Genomic DNA, 19,657 nt, shown 5'->3' on the forward strand with positions numbered 1-19,657 from the left:
TTTGCTAACAGAAGTGTAACGCCATGAAAGATTTGCCTCTTGTCAGTGTGATCATACCGGCCTACAAAGCCTCCTGGTTTGAAACGGCGCTTGCCAGCGCCTGCGCGCAGACCTATGACAACCTGGAAATCATCGTTTGCGATGACAGTGACGGGGCCGTGATCGGCGCCATTGTCGAGCGCTATGCGGGCAGCCAGCAGGTGCCTATTCGCTATCAACGCAATCAGCAGCCCTTGCATGAAATGCGCAACACCGTCGAGTGCATACGGCTGGCCCGCGGTTTTTACATCAAGTTCCTGCACGACGACGATGTGCTGGCCCCGGACTGTGTTACCCGCCTGGTTGCGACGATGGAGGCCGATCCGCACATTGCCCTGGCAACCTCCAGGCGCGAGCGCATCGACAGTGCCGGGCAGCCCCTGGCGGATATTCTGGCCACTGTGACGGCCTTTCCCCAGCCGGTGCGGATCGATGGCCCGGGTCTGGTCTCGCTGCTGGCCGAACACACCCTGAACTTTATCGGCGAGCCCAGTTGCGTGCTGTGCCGACGGGCAGATGTGTTGGCCTACGGCGATCAATTGATGTCGCTTAATGGCCAGCCCATTGACTGGGTCGGCGACTTGAGCATTTACGTCAAGCTCCTGCAGTACGGGCACCTGGCGTACCTGCCGCAGACCCTGACGTGGGTGCGGGTGTCGAGCGAGCAGTTCAGCCAGCAGGGGCGCGACACGCCCGGTATTGGCCAGCAGGGGCATGACAACTTTCGTCACCAGCTTCGTGAGCTGGGCTGGCACCAACCGGTGGAGGGGCCACGGCAGGTGGCCGTGGCGCGACTGGACAACCCCGAGGTGGTACAGCAGGTTGATATCATTGCCCACCTCAATGACGTGCGTAACACCCTTGTACAACAGGAGCAGCAACGCCAGTGGCTGGCAGCGCGGGTGCCTAGCGAGCCGCAGTCGCGACTGATTGGCCAGCGCCTGGCACAAATGGCCGAGGGGCCGACGATTGCCGTGATAGTGCTTGACCCCGCAGGCGACAGCCAGGCGCTGCAGGCGACCCTCGCCAGCATTGTCCATGCACGCAGCACAGGGGCCATGTTGCAGGGGATTGTGCTCACGCCGCAGTCCCGCCGCCAGTCACCGGGCGATGACATGCAGTACTGCAGCTGCCAGCGCGACGGCTTTGTCGCACAGATCAACCGAATTGCCCGCAGTGGCGATCATCGCTGGTTGATGCTGGTGGAGGCGGGGGACCGTCTGACCGACAGCGGGATGCTGATTTCGTCCCTGGAGTTGCTGGACGATCCCCAATGCCGAGCCATCTACGGCGATGCAATGGTGCATGAACACGGCGATGTCGTAAGCCCGGCCCTGCGCCCGGATTTTAACCTCGACTATCTGCTCAGCATGCCGGGTGTGCTGGCCCGCAACTGGCTATTTCGCGCCAGCGCGGTGGCCGAGGCGGGTGGTTTCAATGAGCAGTATCCAGCGGCGCTGGAGCTGGAGCTGATCCTGCGCATGATCAACCGCCAGGGCATGGTCGGCTTTGGCCATCTGTGCGAGCCGCTGGTCATCAACCAGCGCGCTGCGCTGGCCGACAGCCCCGAGTTTGCCGAAGTGCTGGGCTTGCACCTGCAGGAGCGGGGCTATGCCCAGGCGCAGGTGCTGAGCCTGCGCAGCGGTCAGTTCAGGATTCGTTACGGTCACCCACAGCGACCGTCGGTGTCCATCGTGCTAGTGCTCGATACGGACCTGCCGGCCCTGCAGCGCTGCGTTATCAGCCTGCTGGAGCACACCCGCTACCCGAATTACGAACTGTTGATCGTCAACAATGCCTGCGCCGATCCGCAGGCCGCCGCCTGGCTTGCCGGCAGCCGACGGCTGCTGGGCGAGCGCCTGCAGGTGGTTGATCTGCCGCTCGCCCGGGGGCGGGCATCGGCCATTAACCTGGGTGCGGCACAAGCCCGGGGCGAATACCTGCTGTTGCTGCGCAGCGACACGGTCCTGATGCAGGAGCAATGGCTGGATGAGTTGCTCAACCACGCCCAGCGTCCGGAGGTGGCGATTGTCGGGGCCAAGGCGGTGTCTACTGCACGCACGATCACCCATGCCGGGATCATCCTCGGCCTTGAAGAGAGCGCCGGCCACGGTTTTGCCGGGCAGGCGATGAGTGCTTCGGGCTATATGAACCGCCTGTTTGTCGACCAGAACTACAGTGCGGTGTCTGACGTGTGCCTGATGATTCGCCGAGAGGTGTTCGAGGCGGTAAATGGCCTGGATGCCGAGGTTTTCGAGCAGGGTGCTGCGGATATCGACCTGTGCCTGCGCGTGGCCCGCACGGGCTATCTGACTGTATGGACACCCCACGCCGCGATCATTCATGACCACCCGCAAACCGCCGTGCCCCTGGCTGTACGCCACTCATTCCAGCGCCGCTGGGCAGCCGAGTTGCCCCGCGACCCGGCCTACAACACCAGCCTGTCCCTGGGCGATGCCGGTGGCTTCAAACTCGCCGATGCCCAACTGGCCTGGCAGCCGCTAAGCTGGAAACCCCTGCCGGTCATTCTGGCGCGGGCTGCGGATGTGTATGGGTGCGGGCATTACCGCATCATCCAGCCACTGCAGGCGCTGAAAAACGCCGGGCACGCCGAGGGCGCATTAATCCACGGTTTGCCCGGGCTGATGCAGCTGCAACGCTATGCCCCGGATACCCTGGTCATGCAACGGCCCCTGCAGGAGCAGAGCCTGGAGGCGATCGAAAAAATCAAGGCCTTCAGCCAGGTGTTCAAGGTCTATGAGCTGGACGACTACTACCCCAACGTTCCGCTGAAAAGCGTCCACCGTGGCAGTGTACCCAAGGACATCATGCGGTCGCTGCGCCGGGGCCTGGCTTGCGCCGATCGTTTTGTGGTGTCCACTGAACCGCTGGCGGAGGCCCTGGGCAACTTTCACTCGAAGATCCATGTGGTCAAGAACCGCCTTGACCCGCAGTGGTGGGCAGCCCTGCCGCCAAGCGCACGCAGGACTTCGCGCAAGCCCCGGGTCGGCTGGGCCGGAGGCTCTGGCCATACCGGTGACCTGGAGCTGATCGCCGATGTGGTCAAGGCCTTGTGCGACGAAGTCGACTGGGTGTTTTTTGGCATGTGCCCGCAGCGCTTGCGGCCCTTTGTCAAAGAATTCCACCCGGGCATCCGCATTGACCTGTACCCCGCGGCACTGGCCCGGCTGGATCTGGATCTGGCCGTGGCACCGCTTGAAGATAACCTGTTCAACGCCTGCAAAAGCAATCTGCGCCTGCTGGAGTACGGTGCCTGTGCCATCCCGGTAGTGTGCAGCGACGGACCGAGCTATCGCGGTGACCTGCCGGTGACCCGGGTCAATAACCGTTTTCGTGACTGGGTGGAGGCAATCCGCATGCATGTCAACGACCTGGATGCGGCGGCTGTGGCGGGGGATACGCTGCGCGACTGTATACATCGGGACTGGATGCTGGACGAGGTCGGCCTGCAACAGTGGCGCAAGGCCTGGCTGGCGGATTGATCGCCAGGTAGACACGGCCCGCCTGGCGGGCCATTTTTTTGCCCAACGTAAAGCTGCCGTTAAAAAAAACGCCCCCGAATCACTTCGGGGGCGTTTTGTTGATACCGGGTTTGCCTGTAGGGGTTAGCCCAGCAACGACATGACCATGCTTGGCATTTGCCCGGTTTGCTTGAGCATGGAAATACCCGACTGCATCAGCATGGAGTTCTTGCTCATCATCGCGCTTTCGCTGGCGAAGTCGGCATCCATGATGCGGCCACGGGCCATTTCGGTGTTGTCCTTGATATTGGCCAGGTTGTTGGCGGTGTGGTTAAGGCGGTTGATATTGGCGCCGAACTGGCCGCGCAGCTCACCGACTTTGTCCAGTGCGCCAGTCAATTTATCAATCATGTCCTGGGCGCCGCTGACGGTGGTGATCTCGGTGCCCGAGACGGCGCCCGAGACGTTGCCGCTGGTATACGACTGGGAGACATCGTTCATACCACTTGCCAGTGTTGTGAGACTGCTGGAAACATTCAGCGCCAGGGTTTCATCCTTGGTAGCACCGATCTGGAAGGATACTTCGGCGCCGAACTTGCCGCTGGTACCGTCTTTGCTGAACAGTTTTTCACCGGCAAAGCTGCTGTTTTCCATGATATTGCTCAGCTCTTTGCCCAGCTCGTTGTATTCGGCCTGCATCGACTTGCGGTCGGCATCGCTGTTGGTGCCGTTGGCAGACTGGGTGGCGAGGTCTTTCATGCGCTGCATGATGTCGGTCATTTCATTGAGCGCGCCATCGGCGGTCTGCAGCAGCGAGGAGGCGTCGCTGACGTTGCGCAGGGCCACGGCCATGCCTTTGGTCTGCGCGTTCATGCGGGTGGCGATCTGCAGGCCGGCGGCGTCGTCGGCTGCCGAGTTGATGCGCAGACCAGTACCCAGGCGCTGCTGGTTGGTGGCCAGGGCGTTGTTGGTCTTGTTCAGGTTGGTCTGGGTCAGCAGCGACGAGTAGTTGGTGTGGATGGTCAGGGCCATGAGCGAGATTCCTGTTTTGCATTGAGTGACGGAGTAAAGAACGGCGCAGTTTTTGTTGCCCGCTGACACTTAAAGGCGACAGGTTGCTCGTTGCACTTAAACCGTATGGGCCACTATTTTCCAGCCGTTGCAGGTGCTGCTGCGCCTTGCCGGGAGCAAATAAAAGGCAGCTGAAAAAGCGCCCCCGAATCACTTCGGGGGCGCTTTGTTGATACCGGGTTTGCCTGCAGGGGTTAGCCCAGCAACGACATGACCATGCTTGGCATTTGCCCGGTTTGCTTGAGCATGGAAATACCCGACTGCATCAGCATGGAGTTCTTGCTCATCATCGCGCTTTCGCTGGCGAAGTCGGCATCCATGATGCGGCCACGGGCCATTTCGGTGTTGTCCTTGATATTGGCCAGGTTGTTGGCGGTGTGGTTAAGGCGGTTGATATTGGCGCCGAACTGGCCGCGCAGCTCGCCGACTTTGTCCAGTGCGCCAGTCAATTTATCAATCATGTTCTGGGCGCCGCTGACGGTGGTGATCTCGCTGCCTGAGACTGTGCTGTCGCTGAACGGAGCGGAAATCCCTGACAGGGAAGTGGCCAGGCTCGCGACACCGCTCGAAACGTTCAACTCCAGGGTCTCGGCTGATGTGGCGCCGATCTGGAAGTTGACCGCGCTATTGAATTTGGAGGTGCTGTTGGTTGGGTCACTGCTGAACAGCTTTTCACCGGCAAAGCTGGTGTTGTCCATGATATTGCCCAGTTCTTTGCCCAGCTCGTTGTATTCGGCCTGCATCGACTTGCGGTCGGCATCGCTGTTGGTGCCGTTGGCAGACTGGGTGGCGAGGTCTTTCATGCGCTGCATGATGTCGGTCATTTCATTGAGCGCGCCATCGGCGGTCTGCAGCAGCGAGGAGGCGTCGCTGACGTTGCGCAGGGCCACGGCCATGCCTTTGGTCTGCGCGTTCATGCGGGTGGCGATCTGCAGGCCGGCGGCGTCGTCGGCTGCCGAGTTGATGCGCAGGCCGGTACCCAGGCGCTGCTGGTTGGTGGCCAGGGCGTTGTTGGTCTTGTTCAGGTTGGTCTGGGTCAGCAGCGACGAGTAGTTGGTGTGGATGGTCAGGGCCATGAGCGAAATTCCTGTTTTGCATTGAGTATCGAAGTTAAGTGCGGCGCATCTTTTGTTGCCGCTGACACTCAAGGGCGACAGGTATCGGCGCCCGCTTAAATCTCGCTGAGAATTATTTTTAGGGGCGTTCCAGGGTGCTGGTGACTCTGGCGCGGCCGATCACCCGGGCCTCGATAACCTTGCCGCTGGCGGTGTTCCTGACCCGGATCAGCATGCCCATGTGCCCGTCCTGCAGGGCTTCGCCTTCGGTGCTGGCGTGTATGTCGCCGTGATTGGCCACCACCGTGACGCGCTCGCCGCGGCGCACCTGCCAGGGCTCGACCAGCATGTCGCGGCTAAGCACTTGCTGGCTGCGGGTGCGACGCTTGGCGCTGAGACCGGCGACCTGGTCAATCCGGTTGAAATAGCCGCTGCTCTGGCGGCTCACCGCCACTTCCTGATAGCCGAGCATGGCGCTGGTGATGAGCTGTTCGCGCTCGATCACCCGGGTTGCCATCACGGCCTGGATATAGACCGTGGCCTGGACGGTCACGTCAACCGACCATGCGGGTGCAGGGCAGGCAAGGGTCAGGCGCAGGCGCCCGTAGCCACTCCAGTGCTGTTCTGTGCCTCTGGTCTGCAATGGCTGCTCGCAGGGCCCGGTGGGGGCGCCGTCGGGCAGGGCAAAGACCTTCTGGGTAAAACGCGGGTTTTGCCAGCCTTCCTCGGCGGCTTTGTCGGCCAGCTGTCGCGTGAAGTGCTGGTGTACGGCCTGGTCGACTTGCCGGTCCAGCGCTTCATTGGCTGGTGCGTTGCTGCTAGCCAATGCCAGCAGCAGGGCACACAGCGCCCCGGCGGGGGAAACGCCGCTTCCTCCCGATTGCCCGTCAGGGCCTGGAAGCGGAAGCCGGACGGTCACCGATTGTTCTGTGAGTTTCATAAATAGTCTTATAAATCATGATGTTACTGTTGTTTTTAGAAGTGGGCACGGTTCCTGCTATTACCTGCGGGCAAGAGGCACGGCCTCACCTTCAATCAATGGTACCTGCAATGAGTATAAGGATAGATGAGGCCCTCGGTGTGCATACGCGTGCGCTTGGGCTGCATATGAAACGTACCGAAATACTGGCGGCCAATCTGGCCAACGAAGACACCCCGGGGTTCAAGGCCCGGGATCTGGATTTCGCTGCAGAAATGAACCGCAACAGCGCCGCGTCCGGCAGCCGTGCGCAGGCTCGCCTGCAATACCGTGTGCCGGCCCAGGCATCGCAGGACGGCAATACCGTGGAGTTGAGCGTCGAACAGGCGGCCTTCGCCAAGAGCACCTCGGATTACCAGACCAGCCTGACCTTTCTCAACATGAAATTTCGCGGCCTCAAACAGGCCATCGAAGGACGCTGACCCTTATGGCTTTTGACTCTATCTACCAGATCGCCGGCTCTGCCATGAATGCCCAGACCGTGCGCCTCAACACTGTAGCCAGCAACCTGGCCAACATCGATTCGGCCGCAGGTACCGCCAAGGATGTATACCAGGCCCGCAAGCCGGTGTTTGCCGCCGTCTATGAAAACAACCAGTTGACCCGTGGCGTTGGCATGGGCGGAGCCCATGTGCAAGTCATGGATGTGGTGACCTCGGGGCGCGAAGCGAAAAAACGTTATGAGCCCGACCATCCTCTGGCCGACAGCAGCGGCTCGGTGTTCTACCCGGACATCAGTGAAATCGAAGAAATGACCGACATGATGTCCGCGACCCGCAGTTTTGAAACCGGGGTGGAAGTCCTCAATCGTATCAAGAGCATGCAGCAGGGCCTGCTCAAGCTGGGAGAAGCCTGATGAGCACCGTCAATAACGACACCCGCAACACGGGTAATACCGGGCAGCAGGGGCCAAAAACCAACGGCGCTGAAATGCAGAACACCTTCATTCAATTGATGGTTGCGCAAATCAAGAACCAGGACCCCACCAAGCCGGTGGACAGCAGCGAGTTCCTTAGCCAGTTCGCCACCATGTCCCAGGTGCAAAGCCTGGAAAAAATGTCATTCCTGACCGAAAACAACATGGTACTGCTGGAAAACCTGCAGTACCTGAGCGCGTCCACCCTGGTGGGCCAGACCGTCAAGGTCAGCACCGACCAACTGGACCTGAGCGACAAGAAAGTGCAGGCCGAAGTGGAGTTGCAACACAGCGCTTCGGACCTGGTTGCGGTACTGACCGACGCCAACGGCGTGAAAACCGAAATTCCGCTGCCACCCAGTGAGCCGGGCCGGGTCGGCTTTGATATCGACCCCCAGGCATTGGGCTTGAAACCGGGCAAGTACGCTATTGAAGTCAAGTCTGCCAGCGGTGAAAGCCTGAAGGTTGAAGTCAAGGGCAAGGTCAACAGCGTGCGCTTGGGCAGTGATGGCCCGGTGTTGTCCATCGAAGGTGTCGGTGAGGTGCCTTTCTACAAAATCACCGAATTCAGTGAAGACTCGGTGTTTGCCGGTGTCATGGCGCCCACCGGGCTCAATCCTTTCCAGCGCTCCCTCAGTCAATTTGCACAAGGTCAACGTTCATGAGTTTCAATATCGCCCTGACCGGGCTCAACGCCGTGTCCCAGCAGCTCAATACCATCAGCAACAACATTGCCAACTCCGGCACCGTGGGCTTCAAGTCGTCGCGTACCGAGTTTGGCAGCCTGTACTCCGGCACCCAGGCGATGGGGGTCGGAGTGTTGGGGCATACCCAGAGCATGAGCCTGGGTGGCTCGCACTTTGCCACGGGCAACAACCTCAACCTGGCGATCTCCGAAAGCGGCTTTTTCGTAACCCGCAGCCCCAGCGGCGATATCAACTACACCCGCGCCGGCGCCTTCGGCAAGGACCGCGACAACTTCCTGGTGGATGCCAGCGGCCAATACCTGCAGGGCTACCCCGTGGATGCTGCGGGTAATCTGCAGGTGGGTATCGTCAGCGATCTGCGCCTGCAGAACGGCAACCTGCCGGCCAAAGCCACCGACCGGGTCGATTTCGTGGCCAACCTGGATGCCAGCAAGGCAGTGGTCAGCGTTACACCATTTGATCCGGCCAACGTCAACAGCTACACCAGCAGCCAGACCACGCCGGTGTACGACTCCCAGGGCAAGCAGCATTCCCTGACCCAATATTTCGTCAAGACCGCGGACAACACCTGGGAAACCCATTACTACGTTGGCAACACCGCAGTGGGTGGCCCCGAAGGCATGACGTTCGATACCTCGGGCCAGCTCAGCACGCCGCTGGCGCCGGTCAATATCAGCTTCACCCTGCCGGGGGTGAATGCCATGAGCATCGATATCGACTACACCCGCAGCACCCAGAGTGCCTCGGATTTCTCAGTCACTACCAACAACCCCAACGGCTATTCCGCCGGTGAAAACACCGGTGTCACGGTCGAGAAAGACGGCAAGGTCTACGCCACTTACAGCAACGGTGAACGGATGCTGCAAGGCCAGGTGGTGCTGGCCAACTTCGCCAACCCCAATGGTCTGAAAAACGAAAACAACACCCGCTGGAGCGCCACGGGCGAGTCGGGTATCCCGCTGATCGGCGCCCCGGGCACCGGCCTGTTTGGCGACCTGACGGCAGGCGCGCTGGAAAGTTCCAACGTCGACATGACCCAGCAACTGGTCGGCCTGATGGAAGGCCAACGCAACTACCAGGCCAACAGCAAGGTGCTGTCGACCAACAAAGAGCTGACCCAAGTGCTCTTCAACTCCATTTGAGGATGACCGATGGATCGTTTGGGATACACCGCAATGACCGCCGCCAGCCGCACCATGACGGCGCTGGACGTGCGCGCCAACAACCTGGCCAACGTCAATACCCCGGGCTTTCGCAGCGACCTTGAGCAGTCGGCCAGTGTTGCCGTGCAGGGCTACGGCTATGACAGCCGGCACCTGGCCCACTCACAGGGCAATGGCGTCAGCCTGGCGCCAGGCGCGCTGATGGCCACCGGTCGGGACATGGATTTTGCCATCAAGGGCCCGGGCCTGATCGCGGTACAGGGGCCGGAAGGTGAAGCCTATACCCGTCACGGCAGCCTGCAGGTGGATGCCGACATGCAACTGACCCTCAACGGCCGTGCCGTGCTGGGCGAGGGCGGGCCGATCGTACTGCCCCAGTTCGACTCTATCCGCATTGCCGGTGACGGACGCATTTCGGTGCTGCCCCGCGGCGAGCCGCTAATGGTCGAAATCGATCAGATCAAACTGGTGGACGTGCCTGCCGGGCAGTTGAGCAAGGACAACGCCGGGTTGCTGGTGACCCGCAATGGCGTGCCGGCGGCAACCGACGACAACGTGCAACTGGTGTCCGGGTTTCTGGAAGCCAGCAATGTCTCGGCCATCGATCAGTTGGTCGGGACCATGAGCCTGAGCCGGTTGTTCGAGACCCAGGTAAAGATGATGAAAGCCGCCGAGGACTTGTCCACGTCGGGTAACAGTTTGATGCGCGGCAATTGATGCCCGCCAGGAATTGACACATGAGCTCTGCACTCTGGATCAGCAAGACCGGCCTGGCCGCGCAAGACAAGGCGATGGCCGCCGTGGCCAACAACCTGGCCAACGTCAACACCGTGGGTTTCAAAAGCGACCGCGTGGTGTTCGAAGATTTGTTCTACAGCATTGAAGTCCCGCCCGGCGCCCAGGCTGACGAGGTCAACACCGTGCCTACGGGCATTCAGCTGGGCAGCGGCGTGCGGGTGGTGGGCACGCAAAAGGTGTTTACCGAAGGCAACGTGCAGACCACCGGCCAGCCGATGGATCTGGCCATCAGTGGTCCGGGGTTCTTCCAGATTGAAGGCCCCAACGGTGAAACCTTCTACACCGAAAACGGCCAATTGCAACTCAATGCCGAAGGCATGCTGGTCAACACCCAGGGCCTGCCGCTGACCCCGGCAATCCAGCTGCCGGTAGGGCACAAGAATTTCATGGTGGGCACTGACGGGATTGTCACTGCGATTTTGCCCGGGGGTACCGAGCCGGTTCAACTGGGGCAGATCACCCTGGTCAACTTTGCCAACCCGGCCGGCCTGCAGGCCCTGGGCGGCAATCTGTACCAGGAATCGGTTGCCAGTGGTGCGCCGGTCGAAGGCGTCGCCGGCCAGGATGGCCTGGGGCAGATCAAGCAGGGCCAACTGGAAGGCTCCAACGTGGAAGTGGTGGAAGCAATGGTCTCGATGATGGCCATCCAGCGCGCGTATGAAGCCAATGCCAAGGTACTGGACGCCTCGTCCGGTATGTTGAAATTCCTCAACCAGACTGTCTGAGCAGGCCTATGCGTATTTTCATCCTGTTGTCTCTGGCATTACTGCTCGGTGGTTGCCAGAGCTTCAACGAAATGCTGCCTGATGAGGACTCCAGTGTCTTCGAACCGCCGCCGCTGGATTACAGCGTGCCGGCCACCAGCAGTGGCGGGCTGTACCGTCAGGGGTACGGCGGTTCGCTGTACCAGGACAAGCGGGCAGTTCGGGTGGGCGACATTCTGACCATCGTGCTCGATGAGTCGACCCAGTCGAGCAAAAGTGCCGGCACCAGCTTCGGCAAGAAGTCCGGTGTAGGCATCGATATCCCGACCATCATGGGCAAGGCCTATCCCAATCTGGAAACCAAGCTGGGCGCGGGTCGGGACTTTTCCGGCTCATCCAACAGCTCGCAGCAGAACACCCTGCGCGGCTCGATTGCGGTGACGGTGCATCAGGTCCTGCCCAACGGCACCTTGCTGGTCAAGGGTGAGAAGGCATTGCGCCTGAACCAGGGGGACGAGTTTATTCGCCTGGCGGGGCTGGTGCGCATTGACGACATCAACCGCTACAACCAGGTGTCTTCCCAGAGCGTGGCCAACGCCCGTATTTCCTATGCCGGGCGAGGGGTGCTCAATGACAGCAACTCGCCAGGCTGGCTGACGCGCTTTTTCGCCAGCCCCTTGTTTCCGATGTGAGTGGACAGTTTTTTATGCGTAGCGTTCTCAATAGTGGGCTGATTGTACTGGCCCTGTTGCTGGCCTTGCCCGTGCGGGCAACCCCGCTGATGGATCTGGTGGATATCGAAGGTATCCGTGCCAATCAGGTCATCGGTTATGGCCTGGTGGTGGGGCTTGATGGCAGTGGCGACAAGAATCAGGTCAAGTTTACCAATCAGTCAGTGGTCAACCTGGTCAAGCAGTTCGGCATCAATCTGCCGGCCAATGTCGACCCCAAGTTGAAAAACGTGGCGGCGGTAACGGTGACGGCAACCATTCCTGCTTCGTACAGTGCCGGGCAGACCCTGGATGTCACGGTCTCGTCCCTGGGCGATGCGAAAAGCCTGCGCGGCGGCCAACTGTTGCTGACCCAGCTGATGGGCGTGGACGGTGAAGTCTATGCGCTGGCCCAGGGGGCGGTGGTGGTGGGCGGGGTCAAGGCCTCGGGGCGCAGCGGTTCGAGTGTGGCGGTCAACAGCTCCAACTCGGGGCTGATCCCCAACGGGGCGACGGTCGAGCGGATGATCCCCAGCGATTTCAATGAGCGCGCCGACGTCATGCTCAACTTGCGCAAGCCCAGCTTCCAGACCGCCAGCCGGGTTGCCGAAGCGGTCAATGCGCGCTTTGGCGCCGGCAGCGCCACGGCCCTGAGCGGCACCAAGGTGGCGGTAACCGCGCCGATTTCCAGCAATCAGCGGGTCAGCTACATGGCGGTGCTGGAGTCGCTGGACGTGCAGGAAGGCCGGGTGCAGCCCAAGGTGGTGTTCAACAGCCGCACCGGCACCGTGGTGGTGGGGCAGGGGGTGCGGGTCAAGGCTGCGGCCGTATCCCACGGCAGCTTGACCGTGACCATCAGTGAAACCCCGCAGGTCAGCCAGCCGGGGCCGTTCTCCGGCTGGCAGACCGCCGTTGTACCGCGCACCGGCATCGACGTCAGCCAGCAGCGCAACCCCATGTTCGCCTGGCCCGATGGCGCCGACCTGGACAACATCATCAAGACGGTAAACAGCCTCGGGGCCACACCGGATGATGTGATGAGCATCTTGCAGGCACTGGAACAGGCAGGTGCCCTGAACGCTGAATTGATCGTGATTTAAGGTCCAACGCCATGAGCATTACCCCTATTTCGCAACACCGTAAACCGCTGCAGCACACCCCCGGCGATGCAGCTGCGGTGCGTCAGGCCAAACTGGAAAATGTCGCGGAGCAGTTCGAAGCGATGTTTCTGCAGCAGATCCTCAAGCAAATGCGCAAGGCAGGTGACGTGCTGTCCGAAGACAGCCCAATGCGCAGTCGCCAGGGCGATACCTTGCGCGAGTTCCATGATGAAGCCTTGGCCCAGAACCTGGCCGGCCAGCGCAAGAGCGGCATTGCCAACATGCTGGTCAAGCAGTTGTCCCACGGCCAGGCGCCTGTCACACCGGCGGCTGCGCCGCTGCACGACGGGCAGTGCGCCACGCCACTGGCCCCTGTGGGGTTACTGGGGGCAAACAAGGCGTTGACCGCGGTGCGGGCAACCCATTACGACATGCCGCCTGCCGCCCCTAAACCGCACATGGTGGACAGCTTGCTGGCGCCCATTGTCAACACCTGGCAGCGCGGTATCGACAGCCTGGGCAAAGGTGCCGCCGGGTTGATGGCGCTGGTTGAAAAAGTCATCCAGCACGAGTCCGGTGGTCGCGTGGCGGTGGTATCGCCCAAGGGCGCCCGCGGCCTGATGCAACTGATGCCGGGGACCGCCCGGGAAATGGCCCAGGAGCTTAACCTGCACTACAGCGAGCAGCGCCTGGTCCGTGATGGCGAGTACAACAAGCAGTTGGGCACGGCCTACCTGGACAAGTTGCTCAAGCGCTATGACGGTGCCACGGCGCTGGCGGTGGCTGCCTACAACGCCGGCCCCGGGCGGGTAGACGAATGGCTCAAGAGCAATGGTGACCCGCGCAAGGGTGCGATCAGCGTCAGCCAGTGGGTAGAGCGCATTCCCTTCAAGGAAACCCGCAACTACACCCGGTCGATTCTCGCGGACCTGGGCAAGCCCGCGCTGCCGCGCACGGTGCGTGTTGAGGAGACGGCATTTAAGTCCGCGGCCGATAGGGTCGCCTTAAACCCTCAGGACCCTACTTCCACCGTCAACCGTGCAACCGAACGCCGTTCACCGGCCTTTGCCCAGAATATGCGGGTTGCGCGCAAGGAGATTGAAACATGAGCCTTATGAGCCAGATCGGTTATTCCGGTGTATCGGCGGCACAAATCGCCCTGAACAGCGCTGCGCAGAACATTGCCAACGTCAACACACCAGGCTACAGCCGGCTGACTACCCAGTTGGGCTCGGTCGGCGGGCAAGGCCAGCAGCAGGTGGGCGGCGGGGTCCATGTCATCGGCGTCAAGCGTATGAGCGACAACTTCAAGACCCAACAGCTGTGGCGCGCTACCACCGACATGCATTACTACCAGGCCGGCCAGGACTACCTCAGCTCGCTCGAAGGGGTAATGGCGGGCGAAGGCTCCAGCCTGGGCACCGGGCTCAACAACTTTTATGCGGCCCTGAGTGCGGCCAGCAGCAGCCCCGGTGATATCCCGTTACGCCAGCAGATCCTGTCCGAGATGAAGAACCTCAGCCAGCGCTTCAACGGGCTCAACAGCAATATCGACAACCAGCTCAAGGCCCTGCATGAGCAGCGCTCGGCCATGGGCAACGAAATCAACGGCCTGACCCAAAACCTGGCGCTGCTCAACCAGAAGATCGTCCAGGCCGAGTCCACCGGTGCCGACAGTTCGGCGCTGCGCGACCATCGCGAGTCGCTGGTGGGCGAACTGAGCAAATACGCCGACCTGCGCGTCAGCGAAAGCCGTGACGGTTCGCTGACCGTGTCCCTGGCCAACGGCCAGCCGCTAGTCAGTGGCAAGACTGCCGGGCAATTGTCGATCAGCCTTAACGCGGCGGGCGAGCAGGAAGTGGCCCTGACCTTTGCAGGTACCAGCTTCCCCTTGCGCCAGGACAGCCTGGGCGGTGCCTTCGGCGGGCTCTACAGTGTTGAGCAGAACAGCCTGCTGCCGGCGCGTGAAAGCCTCAAGGAGATGGCGGGGGCCCTGGCCACCCTGGTCAACGATACCCTGTCCGGCGGCTACGACCTCAATGGCAACCCGGGGCAGCCGCTGCTTGCGTTTAACCCCAACAGCAGCAACGGCCTGCTCCAGATCAATGACCTCAAGCCTGAGGAATTGGCGTTTTCTGACACGGCCGGGGAAAGCGGTAACAACAAGGTGTTGTTGGCGCTGATCGAACTGAAAAACACCCGGGTCACGGTGGGCGGTAATTCAGTCACTCTCAATGAAGCCTACAGCGGCATGCTGGGTGACGTGGCCAGTGCCAGCCGGCAGAACCAGGCCGACCTCAAGTCCGCCTCGACCGTCGTTGAACAAGCGCAGAACCAGCGCGACAGCGTGAGTGCGGTGAGTGACAGCGAAGAAGCCCAGGCCGTTATGGAATACAACAAGGCCCTGCAAGCCAACATGAAGGTCATCCAGACGGCCAACAGCATTTTCGACACCATTCTGGCGGCTGTTTGACACCCGGCCCCCGACTTGATTAAAGGCTCACGACCATGCGAATCAGCAACGCCCAAACCTCTGCCCTGATGCACGCCAACATGAACCGCAACGCCGAAGCCATTGGCAAGTTGCAGGCGCAAATCGGCAGCGGCCTGCGCATCCAGAAACCTTCGGACGACCCGATTGCCAGCGCGCGGTTGATGCGCATCGAGCGCGAGCAGGCCAGCCTGGGGCAATACAACCTCAATATTGGCCGCGTATCGGACAACCTGATGGTGCAGGAGACCTATTTGAAATCCACCTCCGACGCCATGCTCAGTGTGCGCGACCTGCTGTTGTGGGCCAGCAACGACAGCAACAGCGGCGAGGACCTGTCAGCCATTGCGGGGGAAATGGCGAGCCTGGAGCAGAGCATTGTCAGCTACTTCAATGCCAAGGATGAGGCGGGCAATTACCTGTTCTCCGGCACGTTGAGCAACACCCCGGCAGTCACCTTCGATGCGGCCACTGGCAGCTATACCGTCACTGGCAATGATCAGTAACGCCAGGCAGTGGTCGGCAACGGGGTAATGATTGATGACAACGTGACTGCCCACTCCATTCTGGGCGCCGGTGCCGACCTGCTCAACGATCTGCACGGTCTGATCGACAGCCTGAAGAGCGCGCCCAATGACCCGGCCACCCGCCAGCAGCTCAAGGACACGCTGGAGTCCCTGGACCAGACCCACGGCCGGGTGCTGGGCCAGTTGACCGACCTGGGCGGACGGCAGAACACCCTGACCCTGCTGGGCAACGGCAATGCCGATGTGTCGCTGGTCAACCAGAAGATCCAGGGTGACCTGTCGCAGCTGGACGTGGGCGCTGCCTTCTTGCAGATCAGTGGCTACGAACTGTCGATGCAGGCCAGCCAGAAGGTCTATACCCGCGTGGCGGCCATCTCCTTGTTTGACCTGATGTAAACCGAGCCGGAACACCAGACATGAAAGTTGTAAACGAACGTTCGGCCATCGCCTCCTATGACCTGGGCATGCGTACCCGGGCCCAGTTGCGTGATACCGCCCCCCAGCAGCGCGTCGGCAATGCCAGGTCGCCCGAGCCTGCCCCTGCGCCGCGTCAGCCGGGTAAAATGGCGGGGCTGAGCCTGCAATTGAACCAGCAGTCGTCTTCTATCCAGGCCGCGCACCGTTACCTGACTCAGGTGACCGAGCAACTGAGCAGTTTCAAACGCGATCTGGGGCGTGGCCTCAGCGGCGCCACCAAGGGTGGCCCGGACGTTGAAACCCTGGGGCGCTCGGTCAAGCGCCTCAACCACCTGCTGGAGAACCGTAGCCGGTTGTCCGCCGCCAGCGTTGATGCGCAGCTGGGCCTGAACCTGGATCAGCCCTTGCGCAGCCGCTTTACCATCAAGGGCCTGGAATCACTGCAAGGTGTGCAGGCCTCGGGCAGCGAGACCCTGTTGTTCAGTGCCGGGCGCCACATGCCGGGGCCGATTGCCGTGGTGCTGGACGATGACCTGAGCGACAGCCAGATCCTGCGTCGCTTCAACACCAGCCTGGCCCAGGCCGGCCTGCATGCCGAAGTCACCGCGCAGTCGCAGTTGCGTTTCTCGGCCGCGGAGTCGCAGTGGGGCAAGCTCAAGGACCAGATGTCGATCCAGGGTGAAGACAAACTCTTCCCCCGGGCCAGCTTCAGCCCGGTGCAAAGCCGGGAAGAGAACCTGCTGGGCGCGCCGCTGGTGGCTCCCCAAGGCACCAGCCGCGCCGAACTGCGCCAGTTGCTGGACACGGTGGACAAAGGGCTGGTCAGGGTCAACGGAGTGATTGAGCAGCTCAACCAGCGCCAGGGGCACGCCCGGGAGCAGATCGGCCGCCACGAAAGCCGGGATGAAAAACGCTGGGCCCATGATTTCGCCGCGCGAGCCTTTGCGCGTGACACGGGGCAGGGCCGTGACTACCTGCAGGTGGCACAACTGGTGCAGTGCCAGGCCAATGTGTCGCGGCACCGGGTGGTCGGGCTGATGGGCTGATGCCTCGGGCTGGCTGCGCCAGTACCATGCCCTGCAGCTGTCAAGCCTCTTGCGGGAGCAACAGTGACTGTTCGTAGGCGCGGGTCATGACCTGCCAGGTGCCGGCATCGGCCGGTATCAGGTGCTCGATGCGCAGTGACGTGACGGTGATGTCCAGCGGCATGCCGAAGGTGGTGAAGGTGGACATGAAGTTCAGCTCGCCATGAGGGCAGGCAATACGGGTCAAGACCAGTGGCGGCATTTCCCGTGGCGGGGCTGCGGGGGTGTCCGGGGCTTTGAGGGTTTGCATAAGGCTTGCCAGCGCGGGGTTGGCCAGGGCCTCGCGGCTCGCCCGTTGCCAGGCCAGGTTTCTTATTTCTTCGTGGTTGATCAGGTGATCGCCCAGGCCACCGGGTTGCACCAGGGTGGTCAGCAGGTTCAAACCTTGGGCCGCCTCTGCGGGCAACCCGACCAGATTGAACAGGGCTGCAGTACTGGCGTTGGCTGCCAGCACCTCCCAATGACTGCCCAGCACGATCGCCGGAGCCGGATTGTTGGCGTGCAACACATGGCTGATGGCTTCACGCACGGCGTCCATTGCCGGTGAAGACAGCGGAGTGGTTTCGTAACGGGGCGCATAACCCGAGGCCAGAAACAGGCTGTTGCATTGCTCCAGCGGAACCTCAAGGGCCATCAGCAGGTTATGCAAGGTGCCGGGCCCGGGTTTGGCGCGCCCGGTCTCGATACAGCTCAAATGGCGTTGGGAAATTCCCGTGATCAAGGCCAGCTCCAGCTGGCTCATGCGGGCCTGACGGCGCAGCAAGCGCAGTTGCGGGCCAGCCGTTGTCGGGGCGTTGATGCGGGGAAAGGTCGGGTTGTTCATCCATAAACTCTGGCAGGGGTAAACGGCCGGGTCCATGACCCGTGAGGTCATTGCCGGTGGGGCAAAAGTATCACTTACTGGGGCCTTGTCCACTTCGTCAATTCGGTAAATCCAATGAAAAAACCCTACCTCGCCCTTGCCGCCTTGCTCGGTTTCTCTTTTTATACGGCCTTCACGATGTTGACGGCCCAACAGTCCCTGGTGGCTTTCGCACTGGGGTTGATGGCCAGCCCGGACACCGCCCAGGTGGTGATCGACCTGTACCTGCTGGCGGCGCTGGCCTGCGTGTGGATGTACCGCGATGCGCGTGGCAAAGGCCGCTCGCTGGCCAGTGTGCTGCCATACCTGCTGCTGACGGCGGTGTTCGTTTCCATCGGCCCGCTGCTGTATATCGTGGTCGAGGGGTTTGCCCGCACCCCCGCACCCTCTGCCGGGTATCGCTGAAAACGCCCCACAAACCTTGTTATTGCGACATCTCGGACACTTGCGCACTGGTGTGCATTGGATTGACCCCCGCATAATGCTGGCACAAAAACAGTATGGCGTAGCGCCGAAGGGGTGATGGGTTGTCGAACAGTGATAACAGCGTGGTCGAGCTGAACTGGGCCGAGGTAGGGGATGGTTTCAAGCAACTGTTGCCCATTTCCATGTTTGTCGTGGTCTTCGGTGTGGCCTTCGGCCTGGCTGCCGCGCAGACCGGTCTGGACAACAGCGCCAGTTTGTTGATGAGCGCGTTGGTATTTGCCGGCGCCTCGCAGTTTGGCGCCCTTGATCTGTGGGGCGCGCAGGTGCCGGTCGTACCCCTGATCGTCACGGTGTTCGCCATCAATGCCCGCCATCTGTTGATGGGCGCGACCTTGTATCCCTGGCTGCGCGAGCTGCCTGCGGCCAAGCGCTATGGCGTGATGATGGTGATCTCGGACGCCAACTGGGCGATGTCGATGCAGGCGTTCAACAGCGGCAAATCGGGTATCGGCCTGATCCTGGGCGGTGGCATTGCTCTGTGGGCAGCCTGGGTGCTGGGCAGTTGGCTGGGGGTGTATTTTGGCAGTGAAATCCAGGACCCGGTCAGCCTGGGGCTGGACATGGTCATGGGCTGCTTTTTGCTGGCGATGGTGATTGGCGGGCAAAAAAACCTGCGCATGCTGATTATCTGGTGCGTGGCAGCTGCTTCGTCGCTGCTGGCGTACCGCTATTTGCCTGAAAACAGCCATGTGGTGGTCGGCGCATTGGCGGGCGGTGTGTTGGGCGCGGTGTGGATGGAGAAGAAAAAATGAGCATCGATACCGCCGGCTACGGCACCTTCATCATTGTTTTGATCATGGCTGTGGTCACGCTGATCACCCGTTTGGGCGGGGTTTTCGTGATGTCCTTTGTGCCCATCAACTACCGGGTGCAGCAATTTATCAGCGCCATGTCGGGTTCGGTGCTGGTTGCCTTGCTCGCGCCCCTGGCCCTCAACGGCGATAACGGCGCACGACTGGCGTTGCTGACCACGGCGGCTGTGATGCTGCTGCTCAAGAAACCGCTGCCGGCGATTGCCGCCGGGGTGATCGCGGCTGCGCTGTTCAGGCATCTGTGAAGGGCTGT

General features: G+C 61.4%; 19 protein-coding genes and 1 pseudogene. 16 read left to right on the forward strand and 4 right to left on the reverse strand.

The features are described from left to right. Window positions 1-23 precede the first annotated feature (23 nt). Window positions 24-3,542 (forward strand): glycosyltransferase, encoded by a 3,519-nt coding sequence (locus BFC21_RS04130; RefSeq protein WP_088377285.1) that lies wholly within the window; start codon window positions 24-26, stop codon window positions 3,540-3,542. A 123-nt stretch (window positions 3,543-3,665) separates the two neighbouring features. Here the strand turns inward: BFC21_RS04130 and lafA (BFC21_RS04135) are convergent, their stop codons facing one another. The 3 genes from lafA (BFC21_RS04135) to flgA all read right to left on the reverse strand — a co-directional run bounded on the left by lafA (BFC21_RS04135) (window position 3,666) and on the right by flgA (window position 6,587). Next, complete coding sequence (lafA, locus tag BFC21_RS04135) at window positions 3,666-4,553, reverse strand: lateral flagellin LafA (protein WP_120265730.1); 888 nt, start codon at window positions 4,551-4,553, stop codon at window positions 3,666-3,668. A gap of 233 nt (window positions 4,554-4,786) precedes the next feature. Continuing rightward, the gene (gene lafA, locus BFC21_RS04140) at window positions 4,787-5,668 is read right to left on the reverse strand and encodes a lateral flagellin LafA (RefSeq protein WP_120265731.1); all 882 of its coding nucleotides are present in this window, start codon (window positions 5,666-5,668) and stop codon (window positions 4,787-4,789) included. Window positions 5,669-5,786: 118 nt separating this feature from the next. Further along, window positions 5,787-6,587: a flagellar basal body P-ring formation chaperone FlgA gene (gene flgA / locus BFC21_RS04145; protein ID WP_088377288.1), complete on the reverse strand. Its 801-nt coding sequence runs from the start codon at window positions 6,585-6,587 to the stop codon at window positions 5,787-5,789. A gap of 110 nt (window positions 6,588-6,697) precedes the next feature. Here flgA and BFC21_RS04150 point away from each other — a divergent pair, with 110 nt between their 5' ends. From BFC21_RS04150 to BFC21_RS04205, 12 genes and pseudogenes are all read left to right on the forward strand, one after another. Next, the gene (locus BFC21_RS04150; RefSeq protein WP_088377289.1) at window positions 6,698-7,048 is read left to right on the forward strand and encodes a flagellar basal body protein; all 351 of its coding nucleotides are present in this window, start codon (window positions 6,698-6,700) and stop codon (window positions 7,046-7,048) included. A gap of 5 nt (window positions 7,049-7,053) precedes the next feature. Continuing rightward, window positions 7,054-7,482 carry a flagellar basal body rod protein FlgC gene (gene flgC, locus BFC21_RS04155; protein ID WP_016780762.1) on the forward strand — a complete coding sequence of 143 codons (429 nt, stop codon included), beginning with the start codon at window positions 7,054-7,056 and terminating at the stop codon, window positions 7,480-7,482. Then, on the forward strand, window positions 7,482-8,207 hold the full coding sequence (locus BFC21_RS04160; RefSeq protein WP_088377290.1) for a flagellar hook capping FlgD N-terminal domain-containing protein: 726 nt from the start codon (window positions 7,482-7,484) through the stop codon (window positions 8,205-8,207). Before flgC ends, BFC21_RS04160 begins: the two co-directional genes overlap by 1 nt. Further along, window positions 8,204-9,391, forward strand: coding sequence for a flagellar hook protein FlgE (flgE, locus tag BFC21_RS04165; RefSeq protein ID WP_088377291.1), 1,188 nt, complete (start codon window positions 8,204-8,206; stop codon window positions 9,389-9,391). Before BFC21_RS04160 ends, flgE begins: the two co-directional genes overlap by 4 nt. A 9-nt stretch (window positions 9,392-9,400) precedes the next feature. Next, window positions 9,401-10,129, forward strand: coding sequence for a flagellar basal body rod protein FlgF (locus tag BFC21_RS04170; protein ID WP_088377292.1), 729 nt, complete (start codon window positions 9,401-9,403; stop codon window positions 10,127-10,129). A gap of 20 nt (window positions 10,130-10,149) precedes the next feature. After that, window positions 10,150-10,935 carry a flagellar basal-body rod protein FlgG gene (gene flgG, locus BFC21_RS04175; RefSeq protein WP_088377293.1) on the forward strand — a complete coding sequence of 262 codons (786 nt, stop codon included), beginning with the start codon at window positions 10,150-10,152 and terminating at the stop codon, window positions 10,933-10,935. An 8-nt stretch (window positions 10,936-10,943) separates the two neighbouring features. Then, the gene (gene flgH / locus BFC21_RS04180; RefSeq protein ID WP_016780767.1) at window positions 10,944-11,606 is read left to right on the forward strand and encodes a flagellar basal body L-ring protein FlgH; all 663 of its coding nucleotides are present in this window, start codon (window positions 10,944-10,946) and stop codon (window positions 11,604-11,606) included. A 14-nt stretch (window positions 11,607-11,620) separates the two neighbouring features. After that, on the forward strand, window positions 11,621-12,724 hold the full coding sequence (locus BFC21_RS04185; RefSeq protein WP_120265732.1) for a flagellar basal body P-ring protein FlgI: 1,104 nt from the start codon (window positions 11,621-11,623) through the stop codon (window positions 12,722-12,724). An 11-nt stretch (window positions 12,725-12,735) separates the two neighbouring features. Beyond that, window positions 12,736-13,833, forward strand: a complete 1,098-nt coding sequence (locus BFC21_RS04190; RefSeq protein WP_120265733.1) for a transglycosylase SLT domain-containing protein — start codon at window positions 12,736-12,738, stop codon at window positions 13,831-13,833. Beyond that, window positions 13,830-15,197, forward strand: a complete 1,368-nt coding sequence (gene flgK / locus BFC21_RS04195; protein WP_088377296.1) for a flagellar hook-associated protein FlgK — start codon at window positions 13,830-13,832, stop codon at window positions 15,195-15,197. Before BFC21_RS04190 ends, flgK begins: the two co-directional genes overlap by 4 nt. 35 nt (window positions 15,198-15,232) lie before the next feature. Then, window positions 15,233-16,138 (forward strand): annotated as a pseudogene (flgL, locus tag BFC21_RS04200) (flagellar hook-associated protein FlgL). 20 nt (window positions 16,139-16,158) lie between these two features. After that, window positions 16,159-17,205: a hypothetical protein gene (locus BFC21_RS04205; RefSeq protein WP_088377298.1), complete on the forward strand. Its 1,047-nt coding sequence runs from the start codon at window positions 16,159-16,161 to the stop codon at window positions 17,203-17,205. A gap of 40 nt (window positions 17,206-17,245) precedes the next feature. On the opposite strand, the gene BFC21_RS04210 is transcribed toward BFC21_RS04205, so the two are convergent. Then, a complete protein-coding gene (locus tag BFC21_RS04210) occupies window positions 17,246-18,067 on the reverse strand; it encodes a helix-turn-helix domain-containing protein (RefSeq protein ID WP_088377299.1) in 822 nt (273 codons plus the stop codon). Between the two features lie 114 nt (window positions 18,068-18,181). On the opposite strand from BFC21_RS04210, the gene BFC21_RS04215 reads away from it, so the two are divergent. The 3 genes from BFC21_RS04215 (at window position 18,182) to BFC21_RS04225 (ending at window position 19,649) form a co-directional block, all read left to right on the forward strand. Continuing rightward, window positions 18,182-18,511: a DUF2834 domain-containing protein gene (locus BFC21_RS04215; RefSeq protein ID WP_088377300.1), complete on the forward strand. Its 330-nt coding sequence runs from the start codon at window positions 18,182-18,184 to the stop codon at window positions 18,509-18,511. A 122-nt stretch (window positions 18,512-18,633) separates the two neighbouring features. Further along, window positions 18,634-19,344: an AzlC family ABC transporter permease gene (locus BFC21_RS04220; RefSeq protein ID WP_088377301.1), complete on the forward strand. Its 711-nt coding sequence runs from the start codon at window positions 18,634-18,636 to the stop codon at window positions 19,342-19,344. Further along, entirely contained in the window at window positions 19,341-19,649 is a 309-nt protein-coding gene (locus BFC21_RS04225; RefSeq protein ID WP_016780775.1) for an AzlD family protein, read from the forward strand. The genes BFC21_RS04220 and BFC21_RS04225 overlap by 4 nt, the downstream gene beginning before the upstream one ends. The last annotated feature ends 8 nt before the right edge of the window (window positions 19,650-19,657 follow it).

Origin of the sequence: Pseudomonas sp. TMW 2.1634, assembly GCF_001703595.1 — a bacterium.
Classification (GTDB): Bacteria; Pseudomonadota; Gammaproteobacteria; order Pseudomonadales; family Pseudomonadaceae; genus Aquipseudomonas; species Aquipseudomonas fragi.

Coding starts and splice junctions, on each gene's coding strand:
- BFC21_RS04170 (WP_088377292.1), top strand. CDS start 9,401: ATGGATCGTTTGGGATACACCGCAATGACCGCCGCCAGCCGCACCATG.
- BFC21_RS04210 (WP_088377299.1), bottom strand. CDS start 18,067: ATGAACAACCCGACCTTTCCCCGCATCAACGCCCCGACAACGGCTGGC.
- BFC21_RS04205 (WP_088377298.1), top strand. CDS start 16,159: ATGAAAGTTGTAAACGAACGTTCGGCCATCGCCTCCTATGACCTGGGC.
- BFC21_RS04190 (WP_120265733.1), top strand. CDS start 12,736: ATGAGCATTACCCCTATTTCGCAACACCGTAAACCGCTGCAGCACACC.
- BFC21_RS04150 (WP_088377289.1), top strand. CDS start 6,698: ATGAGTATAAGGATAGATGAGGCCCTCGGTGTGCATACGCGTGCGCTT.
- flgE (WP_088377291.1), top strand. CDS start 8,204: ATGAGTTTCAATATCGCCCTGACCGGGCTCAACGCCGTGTCCCAGCAG.
- flgG (WP_088377293.1), top strand. CDS start 10,150: ATGAGCTCTGCACTCTGGATCAGCAAGACCGGCCTGGCCGCGCAAGAC.
- lafA (WP_120265731.1), bottom strand. CDS start 5,668: ATGGCCCTGACCATCCACACCAACTACTCGTCGCTGCTGACCCAGACC.
- flgC (WP_016780762.1), top strand. CDS start 7,054: ATGGCTTTTGACTCTATCTACCAGATCGCCGGCTCTGCCATGAATGCC.
- lafA (WP_120265730.1), bottom strand. CDS start 4,553: ATGGCCCTGACCATCCACACCAACTACTCGTCGCTGCTGACCCAGACC.
- flgK (WP_088377296.1), top strand. CDS start 13,830: ATGAGCCTTATGAGCCAGATCGGTTATTCCGGTGTATCGGCGGCACAA.
- BFC21_RS04160 (WP_088377290.1), top strand. CDS start 7,482: ATGAGCACCGTCAATAACGACACCCGCAACACGGGTAATACCGGGCAG.
- flgA (WP_088377288.1), bottom strand. CDS start 6,587: ATGAAACTCACAGAACAATCGGTGACCGTCCGGCTTCCGCTTCCAGGC.
- BFC21_RS04130 (WP_088377285.1), top strand. CDS start 24: ATGAAAGATTTGCCTCTTGTCAGTGTGATCATACCGGCCTACAAAGCC.
- flgH (WP_016780767.1), top strand. CDS start 10,944: ATGCGTATTTTCATCCTGTTGTCTCTGGCATTACTGCTCGGTGGTTGC.
- BFC21_RS04185 (WP_120265732.1), top strand. CDS start 11,621: ATGCGTAGCGTTCTCAATAGTGGGCTGATTGTACTGGCCCTGTTGCTG.
- BFC21_RS04225 (WP_016780775.1), top strand. CDS start 19,341: ATGAGCATCGATACCGCCGGCTACGGCACCTTCATCATTGTTTTGATC.
- BFC21_RS04215 (WP_088377300.1), top strand. CDS start 18,182: ATGAAAAAACCCTACCTCGCCCTTGCCGCCTTGCTCGGTTTCTCTTTT.